Genomic DNA, 21,313 nt, shown 5'->3' with positions numbered 1-21,313 from the left:
AATGTTGATATATCAACGGTTTGACCCGTTTTTAAAGTGGTGAAAAATATTTTTTCACCAATATTACATATAATGTTTTCTAGTTTTTCAATACATTGTCATTTGGTGAGTACGCTTTGCTAAAGCTAATTCATCAAAATTAACTTTAAATTCCATTATATGATGCACTAATGGATCTCTGCGATGCTTATGATGACGTACCCTCCCATGTCTCTTGGCGTCCTTGCGCATTACATTCCTTCGTTCGGTCTATTCATAAGGCAGAGGCTGGCGATGCTCCTTTAGGGACTCAAAGTCGGATGGAATAAATAATGCCGGCTTCTCCGTGTCATCCTTTTGTTGTAGGTCGAGCTTTGATGTTGCTAGGCTGCCTCTACGAGACAATAAATATCTTTTATCATGTGATTCACATCAAAATACACTCTCTTCTTGCACAAAGTGTGTAAAATCTTCAGTAACTTTCCACACAGTACGACAATCGATTGCTTCTTTCGAAGGGGATTGATAGTGAGTGTAGTAATATTCATGTAATTTCTTAAAAGCTTCGTTGTGACGAAGTAACGGCATCATGACTCGAAATAACAGAGCCCGTAACTTTCTTCTTCCTCGCTTGGATATCCGTTTTTGTCCTTTGCGTTGCCCAGAAGAGTTTTCACGCAATGTGAGTCCCGCTAGTTTGATTAATTGGCGTGGATGTTCATAGTGTGTGAGTGAACCGACTTCTGAAAGTAGCTCGACAATCGTTACGTCGCTTATGCCTGGGACGGAATTTAAGTACTCATAGTCCGTCATTTCTTTCGCTATTTCGGTTAGCTGTTCTGTTAATGTTACTAGTTGGCTTTGCATCAATTTGTACTGTGTGAGAAGTGTGGCGATTTCTATTCGTGCCATCACGAGTCCCTCTGTCAGTCCAATGGAATGCTGTGCTACCTCAACTAATTGTTTCGCTTTTGGTAGCTGAGGCGATTTCATACCTTCGACTTGGCGATATAAAAATAATAGTTCCTCGGGTGCCTTCCCTTGAATATCGCTTGGTAGTGGCGTCATTTCAAGCGCCGCATAAGCCATTTTTCCGAAGTCTTTGAACACCATCGTAAATTCCGGAAAGAAACGATCAATCCAACGAATGATACGATTTTGTAAGGCATTTAGATCTTCTTGGATTTTGGACCGTAACGTTGCACCGTTTCGTAATTCAGCTTCTACGTTTTCTAGAAGGCGCGGATAGCTGAAACGCCCATCACGCAATAAGCGTGCAATGACAAGGGCATCCTTTTGATCATTTTTCGTTTGAAGATTGTCATCCAATTCTTTTGAACGATTGACATGATGAGGATTAACCATGACAAATGGAATCCCGTGTGCACTAAGATAAGCAGCGAGATTCATCCAATAATGACCAGTCGGCTCGAAACCGACTAACACTTCGCTTTTTTCATGTGCAGCACGTAAAACAAGTAATCTTTCATAAAAAGCATCGAAACCTTCCCTTGATTGAGAGAAAGGGAACGATTTTTGGAGCACGCGTCCTCTCTCATCAACCGCGCATGCGTAATGTGTACGCTTGGCAATGTCGATACCAATGACGAGCGTTTTTTCAGTAACTTGATTAATCTTTTGGTTCGTAATAGAATTCATAAATGGGGTTCTCCTGTGTGATAATGGGTCAATTTAGGCGTTGACACTCATGCATCATACAAGAGGACTTTTTCTTTTTCAAGCCCCTGAAAATCCTTCTAACCAGGAATGCTCCATAACGAATTTAATTGTAACATATTTCTGAATATTCATACATAATAATATTAATGCTAGATGTTATCTTTTGATAAGTGCCAAAACAATAAAAATCATTGAAAACTGGCATGCTCGCCACGTTTGAGAGTTAATAAAATCTTAGGCAGGACAAAATTAAAAAGGTAGGAGAAGAGACGATGGATACAAAAGAGCTAAGAAACGCCATTGCTGAAACATGTGAAAATTATGATAGCCTATATGCCCAGCTAGTAAAACCAATAAACCAATTATTAATCAATGTAGACGCTTCAATAAGTGAAGATACAGCGAATAAAATCATTGAAAACCTTAAGTTATTTTACAATGGGAATAAAAACATTACTGAATGTCACTTCGATGAGAGCGAAAACTTCTTAATGGAAGGTATAGAACTTCTTCAGAAAGGAGATCTTGCGAATGGTGCGTTACAAATTTACGGTGCCGGTTTAAACTTTGCCTGTTATAACATAAAGATTCGTGAGCTAAAAAATGAAAATCCATACAATCATTTCGAAAAAAATTTTAGCCTTATCATAGACTCGCTAAAAAAATAAGCAAGAAAAAAAGAAAGAGCGAATAATGAAAGGCTCTTTCTTTTTTTAATATGTCATTATTTAAATTCTAACTCTCCATCATAAGCAAGCATGCCGCCTTCAAGGTTTGTTACGTCATAGCCTTGAGCTTCTAGATATGCACAGGCATTTGCTGAACGTCCGCCTGCCTTGCAAACGATAATGTATGGCTTAGAAGCATCTAACTCTTCTAAGCGCTCAGGGATTGTCCCAAGAGCAATGTGCTGAGCACCAGGAATCATACCCTGAGCTACCTCATCCTCTTCACGAACATCAATAATGAATAGATCTTCGTTTGCATCTAATAGTTCTACTATTTCTGTTGTATCCATAGATTTCATTTGTGTAGTCCTCCAAAATGTCAATTTCCTCTTACATTATAGCCTGAAGGCAAAAAAACAGCTAGTGTCAAGAACACTAACTGTTTTACTCTAGTTATCTGTCTCTAAAAAATCCACTTGCTTTGCTGGAACAAATGTAGAAATAGCATGTTTGTAAATAAGGTGTTGTTTGCTATCAGCATCTAGTAATAATACTGTAAAATTATCATAGGATTTCACAGTTCCTTTTAACTGAAATCCGTTTAACAAAAACACAGTTACAAAAACATTATTTTTACGTAAATGGTTTAAGAATGTATCTTGCAAGTTAATTGATTTCATCAAATATGCCTCCCTATACTCTCTTTCTACCTCTCCATTCCTATAGTAGCATGTTCTGCCAATTTGGCAATTAGTAATTTTTAGAAATTATTCAAAGTTTTTCTTCATTATTAACAAAATATACATCCATTTTGTTACGGAAATATGTTAGCTGTCTTTTCGCATAGCGGCGAGAATTTTGCTTTAAGCTGTCAATGGCTACTTCTAAAGAGCATTTACCATCTAAGTAATCATATAATTCTTTGTAGCCGATTGCTTGGATTGATTGCACACCACGAATATTTTTCTGCCATAAGCCCTTTACTTCTTCTAAAAGTCCTTTTTCCATCATTATATCAACACGACGGTTAATACGATCATAGAGCACTTCACGTGACATATTTTGCCCGAGCCCTAAAATCACATGATTGTACAGCGGAACCTCTCCACGATTTTGTGCTTCGGATGCCTTTGAAACGCCACTAAGCTCCATCATCTCTAACGCACGTATGACACGGCGAGTATTATTTGGATGAATAGTCTCCGCTGTTTGTGGATCAAGTTTTTTCAGCTTAGCATGCATCGCCTCTGGACCTAATTTTTCCAGCTCTTCATAATAGGCTTTCCGTGCCACCTCATCTACCTGCTCCTCTGTAAATTGAAAATCAAAGAGTACTGCCTGCACATATAAACCTGAGCCCCCTACAATAATCGGCAGCTTGCCACGCGTTTGAATTTCCGCAATTTTAGCTCGCACTAATTTTTGATAGTCTGCTACTGAAAAGGACTCTGTTGGCTCTTTGAAGCTTAGTAAGTGATGGGGTACACCCTCCATCTCTTCTTCCGTAATTTTAGCTGTACCAATATCTAAATCTCGATAGATTTGCATGGAGTCACCGTTGATGATTTCTCCATTATATTTTTTCGCTAACTCAATACTTAGTGCTGTTTTCCCAGATGCTGTAGGTCCTACGATTGCTACGACCTCTGCCTGTTGTATTTTATCTTGTATCATATTTTTCTAACCACCGTAATAAAACTTGATAGACTGCCTCTCGATTATCCTCGTTTAGGATTTCATGGCGCTTATCCTCAAATAAGTAGACCGTCACGTCCTGTATGCCTGCTTCTGTAAATTGTTCTGCAACAGCGTATACACCTTGACCTTGTTCTCCTACTGGATCTTTGCTACCACTTATCAATAATATCGGTAAGTCTTTCTTTACCTTTGCTATTTCACTTTTACGATTTAACGACCTGAAACCTGTTGTTAAATCGACAAAAAATTGATTTGTTGGGATAAAGCCACAATACGGATCATCTATATATTTTTCCACTTCGTCCTCTACTGAACATAACCAATCATAAGCAGTCTTCGAATTGGGGAACTGTTTATTAAAGCTACCAAAGCTCAGCTTATTTAATAGCTTGCTTTCTGTCTCTTTACCAAGCTGTTTGGCTAATACTTTTGAAACTAAATTCCCCATCGTATGCAATGCTGTAACATTCCCTGTTCCACATAGAATCACATGATCCACTTGATCGCTATACAATTGTATATATCTTCTAGTAATGAACGATCCCATACTATGACCAAATATAATTAAAGGTACCCCTGCAAATTGTTCATGCAAAAATGTTACTACTTCATGCGCATCCTCTACGACACGATCAAACCCATTTTGTTCAGCAAAAAACCCTAATGTGCCATTATAGGCTGCTGTTTCTCCATGCCCTCGATGATCATGCATTGTCACTGCATATCCCGCTTCGTTTAGGCTATTGGCAAATGTAACATAACGTCCACTATGCTCCGCCATACCATGCAATATATGAATATGACCAATACATGGCTTCGATGGCTTTAATGTTCGAGTAAACAAAAAATGGCCGTCTGACATTTCAATATAACGCATTGCTTACACTCCTTCCTCTGCAAAATTTGTCGCATCTAAAATAGCTTGCTCTAATTGAGCTACATAAGTATTTCTTTGTGACTCTGTATAGTGAAAATGTTGTTGCATAACTTGAATGACCTGCTGTTTATAACGTTTTACTGCATCAATATCGAAGTATAATAAGCCTGTTCGACGAATAAAGAAATCACTTGGCGTATACACCATTTCCGCTTCTATGCCATAAAGTAACATGGCATGTAAAACTAAAGGCATCGTACTTCCGTGCTCATGTAAATATTTTACCTGGTTATATAATGCGTCAACATTTGTCCCATATTTTTGTACAAGCTGTTTTGCTTCATCATAATTAAGGCCATACTGAACGCCCTCTTTAGCTTTATAAGAACTATAATCAGAGAAATTAATGGCATTAATGCCCTTTGCACCGGAAAGAGATAACTCACGTGTTACACATGGACTTGCGTGCTTATATTTATGGATCTTCACAATTTTATCAACGATTGTTTCTGCCATTTGACGGTAGCCCGTTAGTTTACCACCAGCAATTGTTATTAGCCCACTTGGAGCCGTCCATATCTCATCTTTGCGTGAAATTTCGGATGGATCCTTGCCTTTTTCATAAATAAGTGGACGCACACCTGCCCACGATGATTCAACCGTATCTCTTGAAATATTTGCAGTTGGAAACACTGTTTTTGCAGCTACAATTAAATAATCAACGTCCTCTTGGGTAGCGACCGGATGTGTAGGGTCTCCCTCGTAAACTGTATCTGTTGTTCCTACATACGTTTTACCATCACGTGGAATTGCAAAGGCCATACGCCCATCCACTATATCAAAGTACACGGCTTGCTGTAATGGAAAATCCTTTTGATCAAGGACAATATGGACCCCTTTTGTGAGACGTAATTGCTTTTTGTCTACTACTTTATCCTTTTGACGGACTTCATCTACCCAAGGACCAGTTGCATTGACGATTTGCGCAGCATGCACTTCGATCGTTTTCCCTGTAACATGATCCGTCACTTGTGCCCCAACAAGCTTTTTCTTCTCATATAAAAACCCTGTCATTTCCGCATAATTTAAACAAAGCGCCCCATATTCCACAGCTTTTTTCAACACTTCAATAGTTAGACGGGCATCATCTGTACGATATTCAACGTAATAGCCACCACCAATAAGCTCATCTTGATTGAGTAAAGGCTCTAGCGCTGCCGTTTCCTGGGCGTTTAACATCGTTCTACGTTCATGCTTTTTAACACCTGCTAATCGATCATAGACCTTCAATGCCAATGATGTTGACAATGGTCCAAGTGAGCCCTTTTTATATAATGGTAGTAGCATTTTTTCAGGCGTTGTAACGTGAACAGCATTGTCATATACAATTTCACGCTCACGCCCAACCTCCGCTACTACACCTACATCAAGTTGCTTTAAATAACGAAGTCCACCATGAATAAGCTTTGTTGAACGGCTTGATGTACCAGCAGAAAAATCCTGCTTCTCAATCAAGGCGACTGATAACCCCCTCGATGCTGCATCAAGTGCTATGCCAGCACCAGTAATGCCGCCACCAATGACTAAAACGTCAAAGCTATATTGTTCTAAAAAATGCATAATTTTAGGACGATGTTCAAATGAAAACATATCTTTCTCCCCCATTTGCTATAAATTGAAAATACGTGTAACTTTTGCTGCGTATGCTAACCTGATTAAACTAGCAATACCTTTAGGCATAGAAATTCTACATTCATTTGAAATAGGCTTTACCTAAAAAATTCCTTTTATGCAGCGCAGATTAGATGTTGCTCAACATCGTTCCAATTACATTACCCGTTTAAACATTTTTTCAACTTCATAAGAAGTAAAATGAATAAGTACTGGACGTCCGTGTGGGCATGTAAATGGATTGTCGGCATTGCGTAAATCTCGCAATAACACTTCCATTTGCTCTTTCGTTAAATAATAATTGGCCTTTATCGACTTTTTACAGCTCATCATAATCGCTGCCGCCTCACGTAATTTTTTGACGTCCGCTTTTTTAGTTGTCAGCACTTGTTCAATTAAGTCCTCAATAATTTCCTGTTCTTCCCCTTTAGGGAACCAGCTTGGATGCTCTCTCACGACAAATGATGCCTGACCAAATTCCTCTAAAAATACGCCTACAGCTTCTAACTCCTGTCGATTTTCTCTTAAAATAAGAGCTTCGTCAGCAGCATAATGGAAAGTCAATGGCAGCAATAAAGCCTGACGCTCATTTGGATTCACCTGACCGACCTTTTCACGGAAAAATTCATATTTAATACGCTCCTGAGCTGCGTGCTGATCAATTAAATAAAAGCCATCCTCCATTTGCGCAACAATATACGTGCCGTGAATTTGCCCTACCACTTCAAGTACAGGGAATGGTTCTTTCGTAGGCTCATCCTCCAAAACTTCCATTGGCTCTTCTAGCTTCACTTCTTCTTCAGGACGGTTCACTTCCATCACTGGTGTCGGTTGCCAGCTATCTTCAATGACAGTAGGGACAGATTCAGATTGTGGCACTATCGGATCTAATTTGTTGGATTCTTGAACCGTTTGTACATCATAAAGCTTTTCTACAATAGCATTCATTTTCTCCACATTAAGCTTTGGTGCAGGTTTCCAAATATTTAGCTGCTCGGTCTCAGACTTTGCCACTTTCTCCTTCTTTTCCATTTGCGGTACTCGAATAACATGGCGGATTTTCTCTCGTATCGTTTCTTCAATTAGCTTAAGAAGCTCAGGTTCCTTACTTAAACGTATTTGATGCTTGGCAGGATGAACATTGACATCTGTTAAATAAGGATCTCCCTCTATAAAGAGCGCTACAATCGGAAAACGTTCAATGGGCAAATACGTATGATAAGCATCTACAATCGCTTTTTGTATTAAATAATGCTTCACCCAGCGACCATTCACAAATAACGACATATAGTTTTTCGAGGCACGAGTCACCTCAGGTAATGTTACAAAGCCAGAAATTTTATAATCCTGCGATTCTCCACTGAATGCCACCATTTTTTTAGCATTATGCACACCGTAAATGGCCGCTAATACTTGCTGAACATCCCCTCGTCCATTTGTTTGTAACAATTGCTGGCCGTTATGCAGCAATCTAAACGCAATTTGTGGATTTCCAAGTGCAAGGCGGTTCATTAGATCAATTGTATGCCCAAGCTCGGTCTGTATTGTTTTCATATATTTTAACCTTGCGGGTGTATTGAAAAATAGCTGTGCTATTGTAAGATCTGTTCCCTTACGCAATGGGCCTGGTTTATGTGTGGCGATATGCCCACCTTCAAGCTCTAAATACGTTCCTGATTCACCATTCGATGTAATAAGTGTCATTTTTGACACTGATGCAATGGAAGCTAATGCCTCACCACGGAAGCCAAGTGTACGAATTCGAAATAAATCATGCTCCTGATGAATTTTACTTGTCGCATGGCGAGAGAATGATATTAATGCATCCTCTTCATCCATACCACTCCCATTATCAATGACCTGAATTGAAGTGAGGCCCGCTTCTAGTAAAAAAACATCAATGGACGTACTTCCTGCATCAATGGCATTTTCAACAAGCTCTTTAACGACAGAGGCCGGTCTTTCTACTACTTCCCCTGCCGCGATTTTATTGGACAGCCACTCGTCCATAATTTGTATTTTTCCCATAGCGCATCACTCCTTTACTTTTTTGCATTTACTAGTTGTTGCTGTAATTCATATAAAATATTCATCGCTTGCATTGGTGAAGTGCCTAGAATATTTACCTTTTCTAGGTTTTTAAGCACCTCAGATTCTGCAGGAGAGATCGGTTCTTCTTCTGTAAACAGGGACATTTGCATTGGCTTTTCTTCAACTTCCTGTACCTCGGCTACTTCGTTTCCGGCTTCTTGTCCAGCCTCGCGTCCTGCCTCGAAGTTTTCAAGCAGTACTTGTGCTCTTGCTAAAATTTCCTCTGGCAATTGGGCAAGCTGTGCTACATGAATCCCGTAAGATTTATCGGCAGCCCCCTTTTTCACTTTATGCAAAAAGACAACTGTACCATTTTTTTCAGTAGCAGATACATGTACATTTTGCAGTCGCGGAAGTTCCTTTTCAAGTGCCGTTAATTCGTGATAGTGAGTCGAGAATAGTGTGTTTGCTCCAATTTTATCATGGATGTATTCCATCATTGATTGAGCAAGACTCATGCCATCATAAGTAGATGTCCCTCGACCAATTTCATCAAACAGCATTAAACTATTTTTTGTAGCATGCGTAATGGCGTGCTGAGATTCTAACATCTCCACCATAAAGGTTGATTGTCCCGCTGCTAAATCATCTGCCGCACCGATGCGTGTAAAAATCTGATCTGTAATTGGTAATCTAGCTTTTTCAGCAGGCACATAACAGCCCATTTGTGCCATCACAACAATTAGTGCAACTTGACGCATATACGTACTTTTACCGGACATATTCGGACCTGTAATCAGCATCATATTGTTATTATCCTCAAGAACACAATCGTTTGGTACATACATCTGCTTATTCAGCATTTTCTCAACAACTGGATGGCGCCCTTCAATAATTTCTAGCGCACGCCCTTCATGAAACTCAGGCTTCGTAAAACGATATTTCTCTGAAACACTCGCAAAACTTACTAGCACATCCAGCTCACTAATACTTGCCGCTAATGCTTGTACACGTGGAATAAACGCCTTTAATTCATCACGTATTTCCACAAACAAATTATATTCTAACGTTAAACTTTCTTCCTCCGCATTTAAAATTAATGCTTCTTTTTCCTTAAGCTCTTGTGTAATATAACGTTCAGCATTTGCCAAAGTTTGCTTACGTTCATAGCGAGTTAAATCCGCTAAATGGATATTAGATTTTGTAATTTCAATATAATAACCGAAAATTCGATTGTAGCCGATTTTTAAGTTTTTAATGCCTGTTTTCGCCCGTTCCTCTTGCTCTAGCTGTGCGATCCAATCTTTCCCATTCCGTGAGGCATAGCGTAGCTCGTCTAAACGCTCATTATAGCCATCGCGAATAACGTCACCCTCTTTAATCGTAATTGGTGGGTTGTCCGTAATTGCACGAGCTAAAAGTGCCTCTACATCCTCACACGTATCAAGTGCTGCACCTAGCTTTTGCAATGTTTCCTTATTAGCACCAAGTAATTGCTGCTGAATTACAGGTACTTGACGCAATGAATCACGTAGCTGCGCTAAATCACGTCCACCTACATTACCGAAAGCTACACGTCCAGCTAAACGCTCTAAATCGTATACTTGTTTTAAAGAGGCTTGAAGCTCTGTTCTTACAAAATACTCCTCCAACAAATCTGTGACATTCGCTAGTCTCGCTTCAATGGCAGAGCGTGAGGCAAGAGGTTGGTGTAACCATTGCTTTAATTTTCGTCCCCCCATTGCAGTCACGGTGTCATCTAACAACCATAAAAGCGTGCCCTTTTGATCGCCGCCGCGAATCGATTGAATAAGCTCTAAATTACGCTTAGAGCTAGAGTCAATACGTAAATAGTTTTTCATTTCATTGTAGGTAAATGCTTGAATATGTGATAATGAACGCATTTGCGTTTTATCGATATAATGAAGTAAACGAAGGCAGGCAATTTGTAAATCATTCGGCACCGCTTCTACATAATGTGCAGCTTTAGCCAACGTCATTTCATCTGTTTCAATAGAAAGGACGATACCGACATTGACTGCGTGCTCTGCTAATAGCAGTTGCAAATTTTCCGTGACAATTAATTCACGAATACCGTATGCCTGCATTTGCATTAAAAGTGCTTTACCGTCGCCCTCAATCGAGGAGGCTACCGCTTCACCTGTAGATAAGTCTAAATAAGCGTAGCCAAATGTCGTATCATCAAATTGCTCCGCAGCACCAATAAAATGATTGGATTTACCATCAAGCGACTTACCTTCCATGATCGTACCCGGTGTAATAAGTTGTACGACTTCACGCTTCACTACACCTTTTGCTTGCTTTGGATCTTCTGTTTGCTCACAAACTGCAACCTTATAGCCCTTTTGCACAAGTGTTTCAATATAATTTTTTGCCGAATGATGTGGAACACCACACATTGGAATTCGCTCTTTTGCACCAGCATCTCGACTCGTTAATGTAATTTCTAAAAGTTGTGAGGCATTAATAGCATCCTCAAAAAACATCTCGTAAAAGTCGCCTAATCTAAAAAATAAAAAGGCATCCTTGTAATCTTCCTTTACCTGCAAATATTGTTGCATCATTGGTGTATATGTTGTCATTTTAAAAATTCCCTCGCTCTAATCATATAGATATTTTTATTATAACAAAAGATACATGCGAAACGCTTCAATCACCTTTTTTTAAGATGCTAGCGCTTCGCATGTATAAAAGAAATATGGTCTTTATTATTATCTTTGTCGTTCATCAGGAAACGATGAAGACTCTAAAACATACCTGCCTTCTCCACTAGAGCTAGACGAAGAAGATGAGCTTGAACTTGAGCTCGAACTAGATGAAGACGAAGATGAGCTCTCATCATCAAAGTTCCATTCCTCTTCGAAATCTAGTGGATGTACACTAATACAAATCGTCGTTTCTCCCATTACCTCTACAACGACTTCACGTTCTACTAAGATTTCAAATTTCGTTCCGCATGGAGAAATGATTGCCTCTATGCAGTTTGGCTCTTGAATGACACGTACACGTACATCATCACCAACACTTACTTCGCCATCTCTAAATGAAAGCTTCACTTTGTCTTTATAGTGCACCGTTTCAGAAAACACTGCTGTTTTCGAATGATTACTATAGGCATACCATACATTGACATCAAACTTCCCTGATACTTCTACAAATTTACCGACCTTTTTCGCGGAGCAAGTATGATTAATAACCCAGCAACCGAGAATGCTTGTCGGCTTATTTGATGGACATAATGTTACACGTTCTTCTGTTCTCTTCTTCCCCTTGGCAACTACTGCTCTCGTCACGATTTGTCGTAAACGTTTCAGCGCAATTCCTCCTTCGACTCTTTTCACTCCATCATATGCAGGTTGCGCCTATTGGGTGAACATATATTTTTATAGAATCGAATTGCTACTGATTAATTTCGCCTTGGCGTAATTGAGTCCGGATGTCTGTTGGATTGTGCCCCGGCCGACACGACGTCGGTCATTTCAGTAATGCCACAGGACGTGGCGTTATTACCGTTGCAGGTCAGTTAGCCGTTTTCACAGGATGCAAAGATTTTAGACTAAAATCCTTTATTCATTCCTTTAAAAATCCGTGACATCCGCCGGAGGCTTTATCTTTATTTTATAGTATGTTGTCTGAAAAAGCTTTGGCGTATTTGTTGCTGTCGCTGCACTTTCGAGATTTATCGAGAACTTTTGATTGTTTATCAAGAATTTTTGATTGTTTATCGACCAACTTTATCGATTTATCGACCAACTTTCGAAAAATATCGACATCTACCTTCAAATCTGATCGCACTAACAATTTGCGTCGCTTATGACATAAGCATATTTTCAAGGCAAAATTTTAAACATCAAAAAACGTGAGAAATCAACGTTTCTAAATTGATTTCTCACGCTTTTTAAGGTTTTGACCAGTTTTGTCCCACCCACTATTTCTTCTATTATTTTTATGAGCAGCTGCCTGGTTTTGTATTTGCTACGTATGAGCCAGTTTCTCCACGAAGTAAATCCCCACCCGTTGAACGAACAATCTCATTTGTAACATTGTTTGCAATTGTGTTTGACACTAGTTGTAATAAATCATTTACATCCCCTTGAGATTCTTTAAATTGTTGAACTACTGGGATTGCGTTAATTTCTTCTTCGATTTTTTCGATTTTATCTTCAATTAATTTAAGCGCTTTTTCTTTTCCTAAGTGTTGGAAATTAACAGCTTGCTTTTGTAGGCTTTTTAAACTTGCAATACGCTCACGTACTTGTTGGTTTTCATTAATTTGTGCTTCTGCCTTTTTGAAAAATTCAACTTCTGGCGTATTAGCAATCATATGCGCAATTTCATGTGACTTCTTGATTAAATCTTCTTTTGTATATAATACTTGTGTCATTTACGCTTCCACCTTTTCATTTTTTACTACTTCTACGAATTCACCACTCAGTGAATATGAAGTAGCTTCAACTATTTTTACTTTCACTAATTGACCAATTAGATCTGCTGGGGCTTTAAAGTTTACAAGACGGTTTTTACGCGTGTAGCCAGCTAAAACATCATCACGTTTTTTACTCGTTCCTTCGACTAATACTTCTACTATTTCACCCTTCAAGCTCTCTAATGCTTTGCGAGAGTATTCCCCTACAACCGCATTTAATCGGTGAAGACGTTCTTTTTTCACTTCTTCAGGTACATTATCCACCATTTTGGCAGCAGGTGTACCCTCACGAGGAGAATAAATATAAGTAAAGGCCATTTCAAAACCTACTTCACGGTACAAGGATAATGTCTCCTCAAATTGTTCTTCAGTTTCGTTAGGATAACCTACAATAATATCAGTCGTTAGTGTTACTTCCGGAATAGACGCTTTAATTTTCGCTACTAATCCAAGGAAATGCTCACGTGTATATTTACGCGCCATAATTTTTAGCACATCATTTGAACCAGATTGTACTGGTAAGTGAATATGCTCCACTAAGTTACCACGTTTTGCAAGTACTTCAATTAAATGATCATCGAAGTCACGTGGATGACTCGTTGTAAATCGAATACGTGGGATATCGATCTTTCGTAATTCATCCATCAAATCACCTAGTCGATATTCGATATCCTCAAAATCCTTACCGTAAGCGTTGACATTTTGTCCTAAAAGCATAATTTCTTTATAACCTGCAGCCGCTAGTTCACGAACTTCAGCAATAATTTCCTCGGGACGTCGACTACGTTCCTTACCCCGTGTATAAGGTACAATACAATACGTACAGAATTTATCACAGCCGTACATAATATTTACCCAAGCTTTGATAGAGCCAAGACGTTTTTTCGGCAGATTTTCAATTACATCGCCTTCTTTAGACCAAACTTCAATGACCATTTCCTTAGACATATATGCTTCTTTTAAAATGTTCGGTAAACGGTGAATATTATGTGTACCAAACACCATATCGACATGCGGATAACTTCTTAAAATTTTATTGACAACGGATTCTTCCTGTGACATACAGCCACAAACCCCAATCAACATTTCTGGATTTTTACGTTTATATTTTAACAGAAAGCCAAGTTCTCCAAATACTTTATTTTCTGCATTTTCACGGATAGCACACGTATTCAGTAATACGACGTCAGCTTCATCAATTATATCTGTAGGCGTATATCCTAGCTGCATAAAAATCCCAGCCATAACTTCTGTATCGTGCTCATTCATTTGACAGCCATACGTACGAATATAGAAAGTACGCCCTGTCCCCATACCTGCAAACTCTTCTGCAATGTTAAAGTCCTTATGGTACTTAACATCTTCTTTCCCACGTTTTTTAGCATCTTTTAATGAAGGTGCTGTAAAGACCGTTTCAAAATATTTACTATAATCCTTTTCAGGCTTGTCTTCTTTTTTTGGTTGATTGACTTGTTGATTAGCTAAGCGTTGTTCTTCATTCATTGCAATCAGGTAACTCCTTTCAAACGAATTCCATACATTTGAAATCCCGTTTTACTATTATACTGAATAATTGCAACATCCTACAAGGCTTGTGTACTAAATGTCGCGGTTTAGACTTAATTACACGTAGTTTGCAGAATTTTTCCGTCATCGCTTTGCTTCTTTTAGATCTCCAAAATAATAGGAATCCACATTAAATGTGTTCGGTCCCCTATCTTGACTTATTTGTAGTACTTTTTATATTTTAGATTTAAATAAAAATTATATAGTTTAAGCTTTACCCAACGCTTTACATTCATATCCTCTCTAAAATATAGAGCATTCGAATACCTGTCATGTTTTATTAATTGCTTAGCTTCTATTTTCAGTTTTATATTTTTCAAGCCTTTGAATAACAATCTTTTTGGAATAAGTGACCACAAATGCCTCGTCTGTACATACGTTAGCTCTTGATGTACATTGAATACATAATCATTAGCAACACATTGCATTAAATTATGACCACTTGCTGTCACGTAATAGCTTGAGGCACCTGATCGTAAGTTCATTTCAAATATTTTATATTCCCCGTCACGAACATCTAGTTTCATATCAAAATTTGCAAAACCACTATAGCCAATGCCCTCCAAAAAATAGCACAAGTTGTCCATAAGTTGTTTATCGAAATCTGTCATAATCGCCAAGGAAATTCCGATATTTTGTGGTGATGGATCTTCAAGGAGCTTGTTCCCTAAACACATCAGTTTAACCCTCTTGTCCTTCCCTACGTAAACGTCTAATACCCGAATATAAGAATCATCACCTGGAATAAACTCTTGAAGAATTAAAGAATCTTTATAGGAAGAGCGATAAATGCTTTTAATAATATGCCGCTTCTCTTCTTCATTATTTACAAGAAATACTTTTTTCTTCTCAGGGAAGGAACAACGCGAATATTCAACGAAATTCGATGGCTTGATTATTATTGGATAATCGAAGGGTATTTCACTTGTTACACGATGTTCCTTTGTCAATACAATCGTTTTGGGATATTTTAAATTATATAAATCACATTGCTTATAAAATTCTTCCTTTGTTTGAACCCGCTTCATTACATCCTCATCTATATAAGGCAAAATAAAATAATGTTGTAGTGTCTGTTTATTAATAATGATAAGCTCCGCATAATAACAATCACATACAAGAAGAATTAATTTTTTATGTTTGAACTGCATCGCTACTTCTATTAAAGCTTGTACAAAATAATCTGGTTCATCTAAACGGTCCACATATTGAAAATCCAGGATACCACTATTTTGAGTCGCTATTCCTAGCGCCCCACCTAGTAGGAGCGTTCGAATATCTTTTGTTTTCATAGCTGGCTCTAATACAAGACTTTTCATACGATACGCCTCATAAAAGGAACGGGCTACCCCATATGCATATTGACCTGATTGTATAATAACTGGTAAAAAGGGTTGATCAACTGTTTTTGACAATTTTACTCGCCTCTCATATTAAAAATGAATTTAATCATTTGTATGCGTTCTATCCTGTACTTAATACTAATAACACTATGAGTCTGTCTTTTTTATCCGCCGGGTGCTCTGGACTACCGTGATGTTGTCACTCAATCGTGAATAAAAATTCGCAATATGCAACGTATTTAAGGGGGTTATTTTAGGGGAATAAGAAGGAATCTAGTTCTGTATGCGCACGTTAATGTAGCATTTGCAAGACGTGCACACACTCTAGATTAATTTTATAAACCAAGAAAATCTGCATATGTATGTGGCTCGTTTTCCTTTAAAATTGCTAAAAATGTAAATGCAAGCTGCACGACTGACCACCATCTCATATTGTAGGACATTTCAAAGCGGGAAGGTTCTAATGTAAATACGTCTTGAAAAATATCAAGTGGATCAATTTTTTCATCTTTTAATATTGAGAGAAAACCTAAAAATAACGTATGATCTTTGACTTCAATCATGTTTCCTTCAACAAGTGCATCAATATTTTCTGGTTGATGGAAATTACATTGTGTCGCAACATACTTTTCTAAATCCTGCGCGCGCTGCTTTTCTTCGCGCTCTCTTTTCTTTGCAATAAAATCAATGACGTTATCCACGTGCATCATCGCCTCTTCTTTTTTCTTTTATTGTAGCATTTTTTAGAATATTATTGCCTGAACGCGCTCCCCATTTCTTCCTTTTTTCCAAAAACAAAAAGAATGATATTAGCAACTTTGCCAAAGTCATTCTTTTCTCAAGATATTTATTAATTTAGCTTACCATTATAGCGTAGAGTTGATTTCCGTTCCGTACCAAAATATGCAGAACAAAAGATCCTTCTATCAGAAAAATAATTACCCGCATTTTGAATAATTTTATTTAACTTTCCGAAGCAAAGTGACAGTAAAAACAATTACTTCAAGGAAAAATTGCTTGGGATTGTTATGGTCACTTTTCCTCCACCAGCTGCTAAATCATTGTCAATTTTCAGTGTTCCACTATGACTCTGAACAATTGATTGGGCAATATAAAGCCCCATCCCATGGTGATTTCCTGCATTTCTACTTGGATCTCCGCGATAAAACTGTTTGGTAGCTTCTTTTAAATCCCTCGGAGAAAATCCACAGCCGCTATCGGTAACGGTAAATTGAATCACATCATTAGCACCTTGCACAGTTAATGTTATCTTACCATTTTCAGGTGTGTGCTCTGCCGCATTAGCAATAACATTTATCATCGCTCGATAGAACTGCTCTTCATCGATCCATATAAGTGCGGGAAGCATTTCCTTTTGGACAAATACTTGAAGCTTTTTTTCCAACGAAAGAGCTCTCATTTGATGCTCTACTTCTGTCATAAATACATCCGTTTTAACATTCTTTTTTTCACGGAAAATATTATTTTTCATTTTCGATAAATCAATCAGCTCTTTCGTGAATTTTTCTATTTCTATTGTATTTTTCAAAATATAATTATTATATTGTTTTTGAATATCATCTTGATCAGTATCTTGTAATAGCTCTGCATTCCCTCGAATAATCGTAAGTGGGGTTTTCAGATCATGAGCAAGAGCAGATATTTGTTCTCTACGTGCCTGTTCCGATTCCCATTGCTGTTTTAAGGAGCTGTTTAAAGCCTCCCTCATCTGCTCAAGAGAATTTGATATTTCATCTACTTCACGGATTCCAGAGGGATTTATCGTAAAATCTAAATTTTGATTTTGTATTTTTTCAATCGCTTCCTGCAAGCCAAACATTTTTTTCTTAAGATTTCTTCCAAAATGGATAGCAAGTCCAGTCACTAGCGATATTACCCCTATAATAAATAATAAAATATCTAACAGTTGTGGATTGGGTAAATATTTTCTCATAATAACCGAACGATACTGCGGCAATATATAATACCGCAATATACAAATCTCATTTTCTCGCTCTATAAACGAGTAAAATTGAGCGATGCCTTGAGTTTGCTCTTTTTTCATTGCATCCCAAGCTTTTAAGGCATCCTTCTCTGAAAGATTCCCTGCAAGAAGTTTACCTTCTTTAGAAAAGACTGCGTAATCAACAAGGTCTGGGATCATATCAGCTGTAACCGTACTACTAGACGCAATGCGATCTCTTGATGATGAAATTTGAGCTTCTGCATAATTTGCAGGTAATATGATGTTAGTAGAAAGGGCAAACATCGTTAAACCGATCAACAGTGCTACTAACAGAATGGTGCCTAAACTTAGGAAAAGGAGATATCGAAGAAAAAAAGTATGTAGCCGTGTTCCTTTAGCGGGCTTTACTGTCTCCATTTATATCCGATCCCCCAAACAGTATCTATGATGTCAATATGAAAGGCATGTAGCTTTGAACGGATATTTTTAATATGCTCAGTAATGGCAGTACTGTCACTCTTCCCATCAAACCCAAAAATAGTTTCATAAATCTTTTCCTTCGAAAATACCTGTCCTCGGTTTCTAGCTAGAAATTCGCATATTTCATATTCGCTTTTTGTCAGCATTACCTTTTCCTCATTTACAAACAGCTCTTTACCAGAAAGATTGAAGTGAATGTTATCTACAAAAAGGATACTGCGTCTTTCTCTTTTTTCTCGTCTCAAATGCGCATTCACTCTTGCTCGTAGCTCCCCAATTCCAAACGGCTTGATAATATAATCATCTGCACCAAGTCCTAGACCATACATTAGATCTTCCTCCAATGATTTAGCCGTTAAAAAAAGGATGGGACAATCTACAGCATGGCGTATTTGGCCACATAAAGTAAATCCATCAATTTCAGGCATCATCACATCCAATAAAATTAAATCGAAAGTACCAAGGTTCATTTTACTTACCTCTGTTGCATCAGAGACTGCCGTTACTAAATGTTTTTCTTTTAGTAATGCATTTTTTATCAATATTAAAATATCTTTTTCATCATCTACTGCTAATATTTTTGCCATATTTCTACCCTCATCATTTCTTCATACCCTAATTATCAGACTTTCTTCCTTCCCATTTCCAAAACCATAAACAAGATAATACTAACGCTAGCAATGTTCCACAAACTGAAGCAATAATACCTTCTTGTAGTCCTACTTCCACCGTTGATAGGTCAAGCCCCGATGCCTTCATTGCCCACATTGAAACAAAGTGACCACCCCAACCATAAGGTATAAATGACCAAATGCCGTCACCTAATCCAGTGAGTAATAAGGCTACTATTAGTGACCCCACAATTCCTAATCCAATTGAGGCACCTTTACCAAAATGAAGACTAACAAAAAAATGTAAAATATATAAAAATGCAAAGCTAACAAATAGAATACATCCAGCTATGAAATAAAATTGATATCCAAATGTATCTTCATGCAAAAGTTCAATAAAACCAACACTAAAAGTACCGAAGGACAGTAATATTGCCCCAAAACTAAATAACAATAACAGTATCAACTTGCTTAAATAGGCCACTATTTTTATTTTAGTAGCTGATAGCATCCCCTGAAAATGTCCTGCATTAGCTTCTTGCTCCGCAGCCATTGCACAAACTATTCCAATAATAATTGGAAACCCGCATGAAAGAGCCTGAAAATAACCGGATATTTTCCAATCAAAATCCCATGGTGAATAAGAATAGTATGCTAAAAACAGCCCAGAAATAATAATCGGTACAAGGAGATGAATTAGTAAAAATGGCGTTCTTTTTACTTTAAGAAACTCTGCCCTTAGTAATCTTAACATTATCATACACTATTTCGCCTCCCTCTTCTGAAACCAACGTGCAGTAAGGAAGCTAATTAATGCAAACCATGCTAAAGCAATTAATATACCTGGAACTATAACCGACATGCTTAATAACGGGCTACCCTCAGGCACTGGCAGACCATTTGGTAAAATCTTTAATGTTGGACATATTAGTCTTGCTGTAATGGCATATGGAACACTATACCAAAAATCCCCATTCGCAAATGCAATCATACCAGCAAGATTGCCAACTAAATTTATAAAAATAGCCACATAAGTTCCTAATTTTGCCGCAAGGAATAAACAAAGTGGAATTTGCCATAAAAACGTGACGAAAATTACTAAACTACCTGTCAGACTATTTATGAAAGAATAGCTATTGCCAAAAAGTATCCCACCAGCAGTAATACCTGCAAAGAAAATAAGTGTAATTAATAACAACCAGGCACTACATGCAAGTATTTTACCAAACCAAATCTTCTTCAGATCAATCGGCATTGCGAGAATACTATGATATTTCAATTTGGCATCCTTTTCCACCACTAATGCACAACATATCGTCAGTGCACCCGGTAAGAGCATTGTATACCACCAATTATAAGCACCCTTTTGAAAAAAGCTTCCTCCCATTAATAATGCAGTTAGTACTATCGCCACAATGGGTGCTAGCCACACTAATTTTGGAATAAAAGTCTTTTTCCATTTTAATCTTTCAGCCTTCATAATTGAAATCATATTACATGCCTGCCTTTCTATTAGTAGACACTACTTGCATAAATAATGATTCTAATTCCTGACCTTGTGGGGCAGCTCCCTGATAACCTATTTTCCCTCCTGCAATGATGCCAATTTCATCAACGACCTGTTCTACCTCTGACAGGATGTGGCTAGATAAAATAACCGTAATCCCTTGCTCCGGAAAAGATCGAATCAATTTTCGAAGCTCTTGAATGCCGATTGGATCGAGACCATTTGTTGGCTCATCAAGAATTAAAAGCTTTGGATAGTTTAATAGCGCGATTGCGATTCCTAGGCGTTGTTTCATCCCTAATGAAAATTGTCCTGCTCTTTTTTTCCCTGTATTGGTCAAGTCAACAATTCTTAATACCTCGTCAATACGCGATTCAGGCAATCCGAGAGCAATCGTTCGAACCTTGAGATTTTCTCTTGCCGTTAAATTTTCATAAAGCGGTGGTGTTTCAATTAATACACCAATGTCTTTTAAATCATTACGATTCCATTCACGTCCATTAAAAAGTATCTTTCCAGCATTCGGACGCAACATCCCTGTTATCATTTTTAACGCTGTTGATTTCCCAGCACCATTTGGACCGAGTAAACCGTAAACAGTATTGCGGGGTATCGTTAACGACAGATCCTCTACAATTTTTTGCCCCTTAAAGCTTTTACTAAGATTTTCTGTTTGTAAAATAATATCTTCCATAATCATCTTCCTTTCGATGATTATAGTGTAAAAAATGATTATAAGGATTTTATAAGGATAGCGAAGATTTTTGTGAACAACCCTATAAAAATCAA

The 21,313-nt window shown here is 37.8% G+C and carries 18 protein-coding genes and 1 pseudogene; 1 reads left to right on the top strand and 18 read right to left on the bottom strand.

The genetic code is table 11. The features are described 5' to 3' along the window. Window positions 1-362 precede the first annotated feature (362 nt). Window positions 363-1,638 (bottom strand): annotated as a pseudogene (locus ABE34_RS09675) (IS110 family transposase). Between the two features lie 293 nt (window positions 1,639-1,931). Between ABE34_RS09675 and ABE34_RS09670 the strand changes: the two are divergent. Then, on the top strand, window positions 1,932-2,327 hold the full coding sequence (locus ABE34_RS09670; protein WP_197142046.1) for a hypothetical protein: 396 nt from the start codon (window positions 1,932-1,934) through the stop codon (window positions 2,325-2,327). Window positions 2,328-2,383: 56 nt separating this feature from the next. Here the strand turns inward: ABE34_RS09670 and ABE34_RS09665 are convergent, their stop codons facing one another. From ABE34_RS09665 to ABE34_RS09585, 17 genes are all read right to left on the bottom strand, one after another. Beyond that, window positions 2,384-2,686 (bottom strand): rhodanese-like domain-containing protein, encoded by a 303-nt coding sequence (locus tag ABE34_RS09665; protein ID WP_197142044.1) that lies wholly within the window; start codon window positions 2,684-2,686, stop codon window positions 2,384-2,386. Window positions 2,687-2,776: 90 nt separating this feature from the next. Continuing rightward, on the bottom strand, window positions 2,777-3,007 hold the full coding sequence (gene hfq, locus ABE34_RS09660; RefSeq protein ID WP_197142042.1) for an RNA chaperone Hfq: 231 nt from the start codon (window positions 3,005-3,007) through the stop codon (window positions 2,777-2,779). 91 nt (window positions 3,008-3,098) lie between these two features. Then, a complete protein-coding gene (gene miaA, locus ABE34_RS09655; RefSeq protein WP_206700718.1) occupies window positions 3,099-4,001 on the bottom strand; it encodes a tRNA (adenosine(37)-N6)-dimethylallyltransferase MiaA in 903 nt (300 codons plus the stop codon). Next, window positions 3,988-4,902: an alpha/beta fold hydrolase gene (locus ABE34_RS09650; protein ID WP_241747161.1), complete on the bottom strand. Its 915-nt coding sequence runs from the start codon at window positions 4,900-4,902 to the stop codon at window positions 3,988-3,990. The genes miaA and ABE34_RS09650 overlap by 14 nt, the downstream gene beginning before the upstream one ends. Before the next feature lie 3 nt (window positions 4,903-4,905). Beyond that, a complete protein-coding gene (locus ABE34_RS09645) occupies window positions 4,906-6,552 on the bottom strand; it encodes a glycerol-3-phosphate dehydrogenase/oxidase (protein WP_197142040.1) in 1,647 nt (548 codons plus the stop codon). Between the two features lie 177 nt (window positions 6,553-6,729). Continuing rightward, entirely contained in the window at window positions 6,730-8,601 is a 1,872-nt protein-coding gene (gene mutL, locus ABE34_RS09640) for a DNA mismatch repair endonuclease MutL (protein ID WP_197142038.1), read from the bottom strand. Between the two features lie 14 nt (window positions 8,602-8,615). Next, window positions 8,616-11,207, bottom strand: a complete 2,592-nt coding sequence (mutS, locus tag ABE34_RS09635; protein WP_197142036.1) for a DNA mismatch repair protein MutS — start codon at window positions 11,205-11,207, stop codon at window positions 8,616-8,618. Window positions 11,208-11,336: 129 nt separating this feature from the next. Then, window positions 11,337-11,966 (bottom strand): outer spore coat protein CotE, encoded by a 630-nt coding sequence (gene cotE, locus ABE34_RS09630; RefSeq protein ID WP_346655544.1) that lies wholly within the window; start codon window positions 11,964-11,966, stop codon window positions 11,337-11,339. A 605-nt stretch (window positions 11,967-12,571) separates the two neighbouring features. Then, the gene (locus tag ABE34_RS09625; RefSeq protein WP_197142034.1) at window positions 12,572-13,009 is read right to left on the bottom strand and encodes a RicAFT regulatory complex protein RicA family protein; all 438 of its coding nucleotides are present in this window, start codon (window positions 13,007-13,009) and stop codon (window positions 12,572-12,574) included. Then, entirely contained in the window at window positions 13,010-14,554 is a 1,545-nt protein-coding gene (gene miaB, locus ABE34_RS09620; protein WP_197142032.1) for a tRNA (N6-isopentenyl adenosine(37)-C2)-methylthiotransferase MiaB, read from the bottom strand. Window positions 14,555-14,775: 221 nt separating this feature from the next. Then, window positions 14,776-16,032, bottom strand: coding sequence for an ATP-grasp domain-containing protein (locus ABE34_RS09615; protein WP_197142030.1), 1,257 nt, complete (start codon window positions 16,030-16,032; stop codon window positions 14,776-14,778). Between the two features lie 263 nt (window positions 16,033-16,295). Then, entirely contained in the window at window positions 16,296-16,667 is a 372-nt protein-coding gene (locus ABE34_RS09610; protein WP_206700725.1) for a 2-oxoglutarate ferredoxin oxidoreductase subunit beta, read from the bottom strand. A gap of 290 nt (window positions 16,668-16,957) precedes the next feature. Continuing rightward, entirely contained in the window at window positions 16,958-18,343 is a 1,386-nt protein-coding gene (locus tag ABE34_RS09605) for a sensor histidine kinase (protein WP_197142026.1), read from the bottom strand. Further along, entirely contained in the window at window positions 18,331-18,993 is a 663-nt protein-coding gene (locus ABE34_RS09600; protein WP_197142024.1) for a response regulator transcription factor, read from the bottom strand. The genes ABE34_RS09605 and ABE34_RS09600 overlap by 13 nt, the downstream gene beginning before the upstream one ends. 28 nt (window positions 18,994-19,021) lie before the next feature. Then, window positions 19,022-19,777 carry a lantibiotic immunity ABC transporter MutG family permease subunit gene (locus ABE34_RS09595; RefSeq protein ID WP_197142022.1) on the bottom strand — a complete coding sequence of 252 codons (756 nt, stop codon included), beginning with the start codon at window positions 19,775-19,777 and terminating at the stop codon, window positions 19,022-19,024. A 3-nt stretch (window positions 19,778-19,780) separates the two neighbouring features. Beyond that, a complete protein-coding gene (locus tag ABE34_RS09590; protein WP_197142020.1) occupies window positions 19,781-20,509 on the bottom strand; it encodes a lantibiotic immunity ABC transporter MutE/EpiE family permease subunit in 729 nt (242 codons plus the stop codon). 1 nt (window position 20,510) lies between these two features. After that, the gene (locus ABE34_RS09585; protein ID WP_197142018.1) at window positions 20,511-21,218 is read right to left on the bottom strand and encodes a lantibiotic protection ABC transporter ATP-binding protein; all 708 of its coding nucleotides are present in this window, start codon (window positions 21,216-21,218) and stop codon (window positions 20,511-20,513) included. Between the last annotated feature and the right edge of the window lie 95 nt (window positions 21,219-21,313).

It is taken from the genome of Lysinibacillus sphaericus (assembly GCF_015844675.1).
Classification (GTDB): Bacteria; Bacillota; Bacilli; order Bacillales_A; family Planococcaceae; genus Lysinibacillus; species Lysinibacillus sphaericus_E.
Note: the sequence above shows the minus strand (reverse complement) of the source record. Positions and strands in the feature narration are given on the sequence as shown.

What these genes read in the sequence shown, in the direction of transcription:
- ABE34_RS09610 (WP_206700725.1), bottom strand. Translation starts at nt 16,667, where the DNA reads ATGCACGTGGATAACGTCATTGATTTTATTGCAAAGAAAAGAGAGCGC.
- mutS (WP_197142036.1), bottom strand. Translation starts at nt 11,207, where the DNA reads ATGACAACATATACACCAATGATGCAACAATATTTGCAGGTAAAGGAA.
- hfq (WP_197142042.1), bottom strand. Translation starts at nt 3,007, where the DNA reads ATGAAATCAATTAACTTGCAAGATACATTCTTAAACCATTTACGTAAA.
- ABE34_RS09585 (WP_197142018.1), bottom strand. Translation starts at nt 21,218, where the DNA reads ATGGAAGATATTATTTTACAAACAGAAAATCTTAGTAAAAGCTTTAAG.
- mutL (WP_197142038.1), bottom strand. Translation starts at nt 8,601, where the DNA reads ATGGGAAAAATACAAATTATGGACGAGTGGCTGTCCAATAAAATCGCG.
- ABE34_RS09650 (WP_241747161.1), bottom strand. Translation starts at nt 4,902, where the DNA reads ATGCGTTATATTGAAATGTCAGACGGCCATTTTTTGTTTACTCGAACA.
- miaB (WP_197142032.1), bottom strand. Translation starts at nt 14,554, where the DNA reads ATGAATGAAGAACAACGCTTAGCTAATCAACAAGTCAATCAACCAAAA.
- ABE34_RS09595 (WP_197142022.1), bottom strand. Translation starts at nt 19,777, where the DNA reads ATGATAATGTTAAGATTACTAAGGGCAGAGTTTCTTAAAGTAAAAAGA.
- ABE34_RS09590 (WP_197142020.1), bottom strand. Translation starts at nt 20,509, where the DNA reads ATGATTTCAATTATGAAGGCTGAAAGATTAAAATGGAAAAAGACTTTT.
- ABE34_RS09625 (WP_197142034.1), bottom strand. Translation starts at nt 13,009, where the DNA reads ATGACACAAGTATTATATACAAAAGAAGATTTAATCAAGAAGTCACAT.
- miaA (WP_206700718.1), bottom strand. Translation starts at nt 4,001, where the DNA reads ATGATACAAGATAAAATACAACAGGCAGAGGTCGTAGCAATCGTAGGA.
- ABE34_RS09665 (WP_197142044.1), bottom strand. Translation starts at nt 2,686, where the DNA reads ATGAAATCTATGGATACAACAGAAATAGTAGAACTATTAGATGCAAAC.
- ABE34_RS09600 (WP_197142024.1), bottom strand. Translation starts at nt 18,993, where the DNA reads ATGGCAAAAATATTAGCAGTAGATGATGAAAAAGATATTTTAATATTG.
- ABE34_RS09645 (WP_197142040.1), bottom strand. Translation starts at nt 6,552, where the DNA reads ATGTTTTCATTTGAACATCGTCCTAAAATTATGCATTTTTTAGAACAA.
- ABE34_RS09670 (WP_197142046.1), top strand. Translation starts at nt 1,932, where the DNA reads ATGGATACAAAAGAGCTAAGAAACGCCATTGCTGAAACATGTGAAAAT.
- ABE34_RS09605 (WP_197142026.1), bottom strand. Translation starts at nt 18,343, where the DNA reads ATGGAGACAGTAAAGCCCGCTAAAGGAACACGGCTACATACTTTTTTT.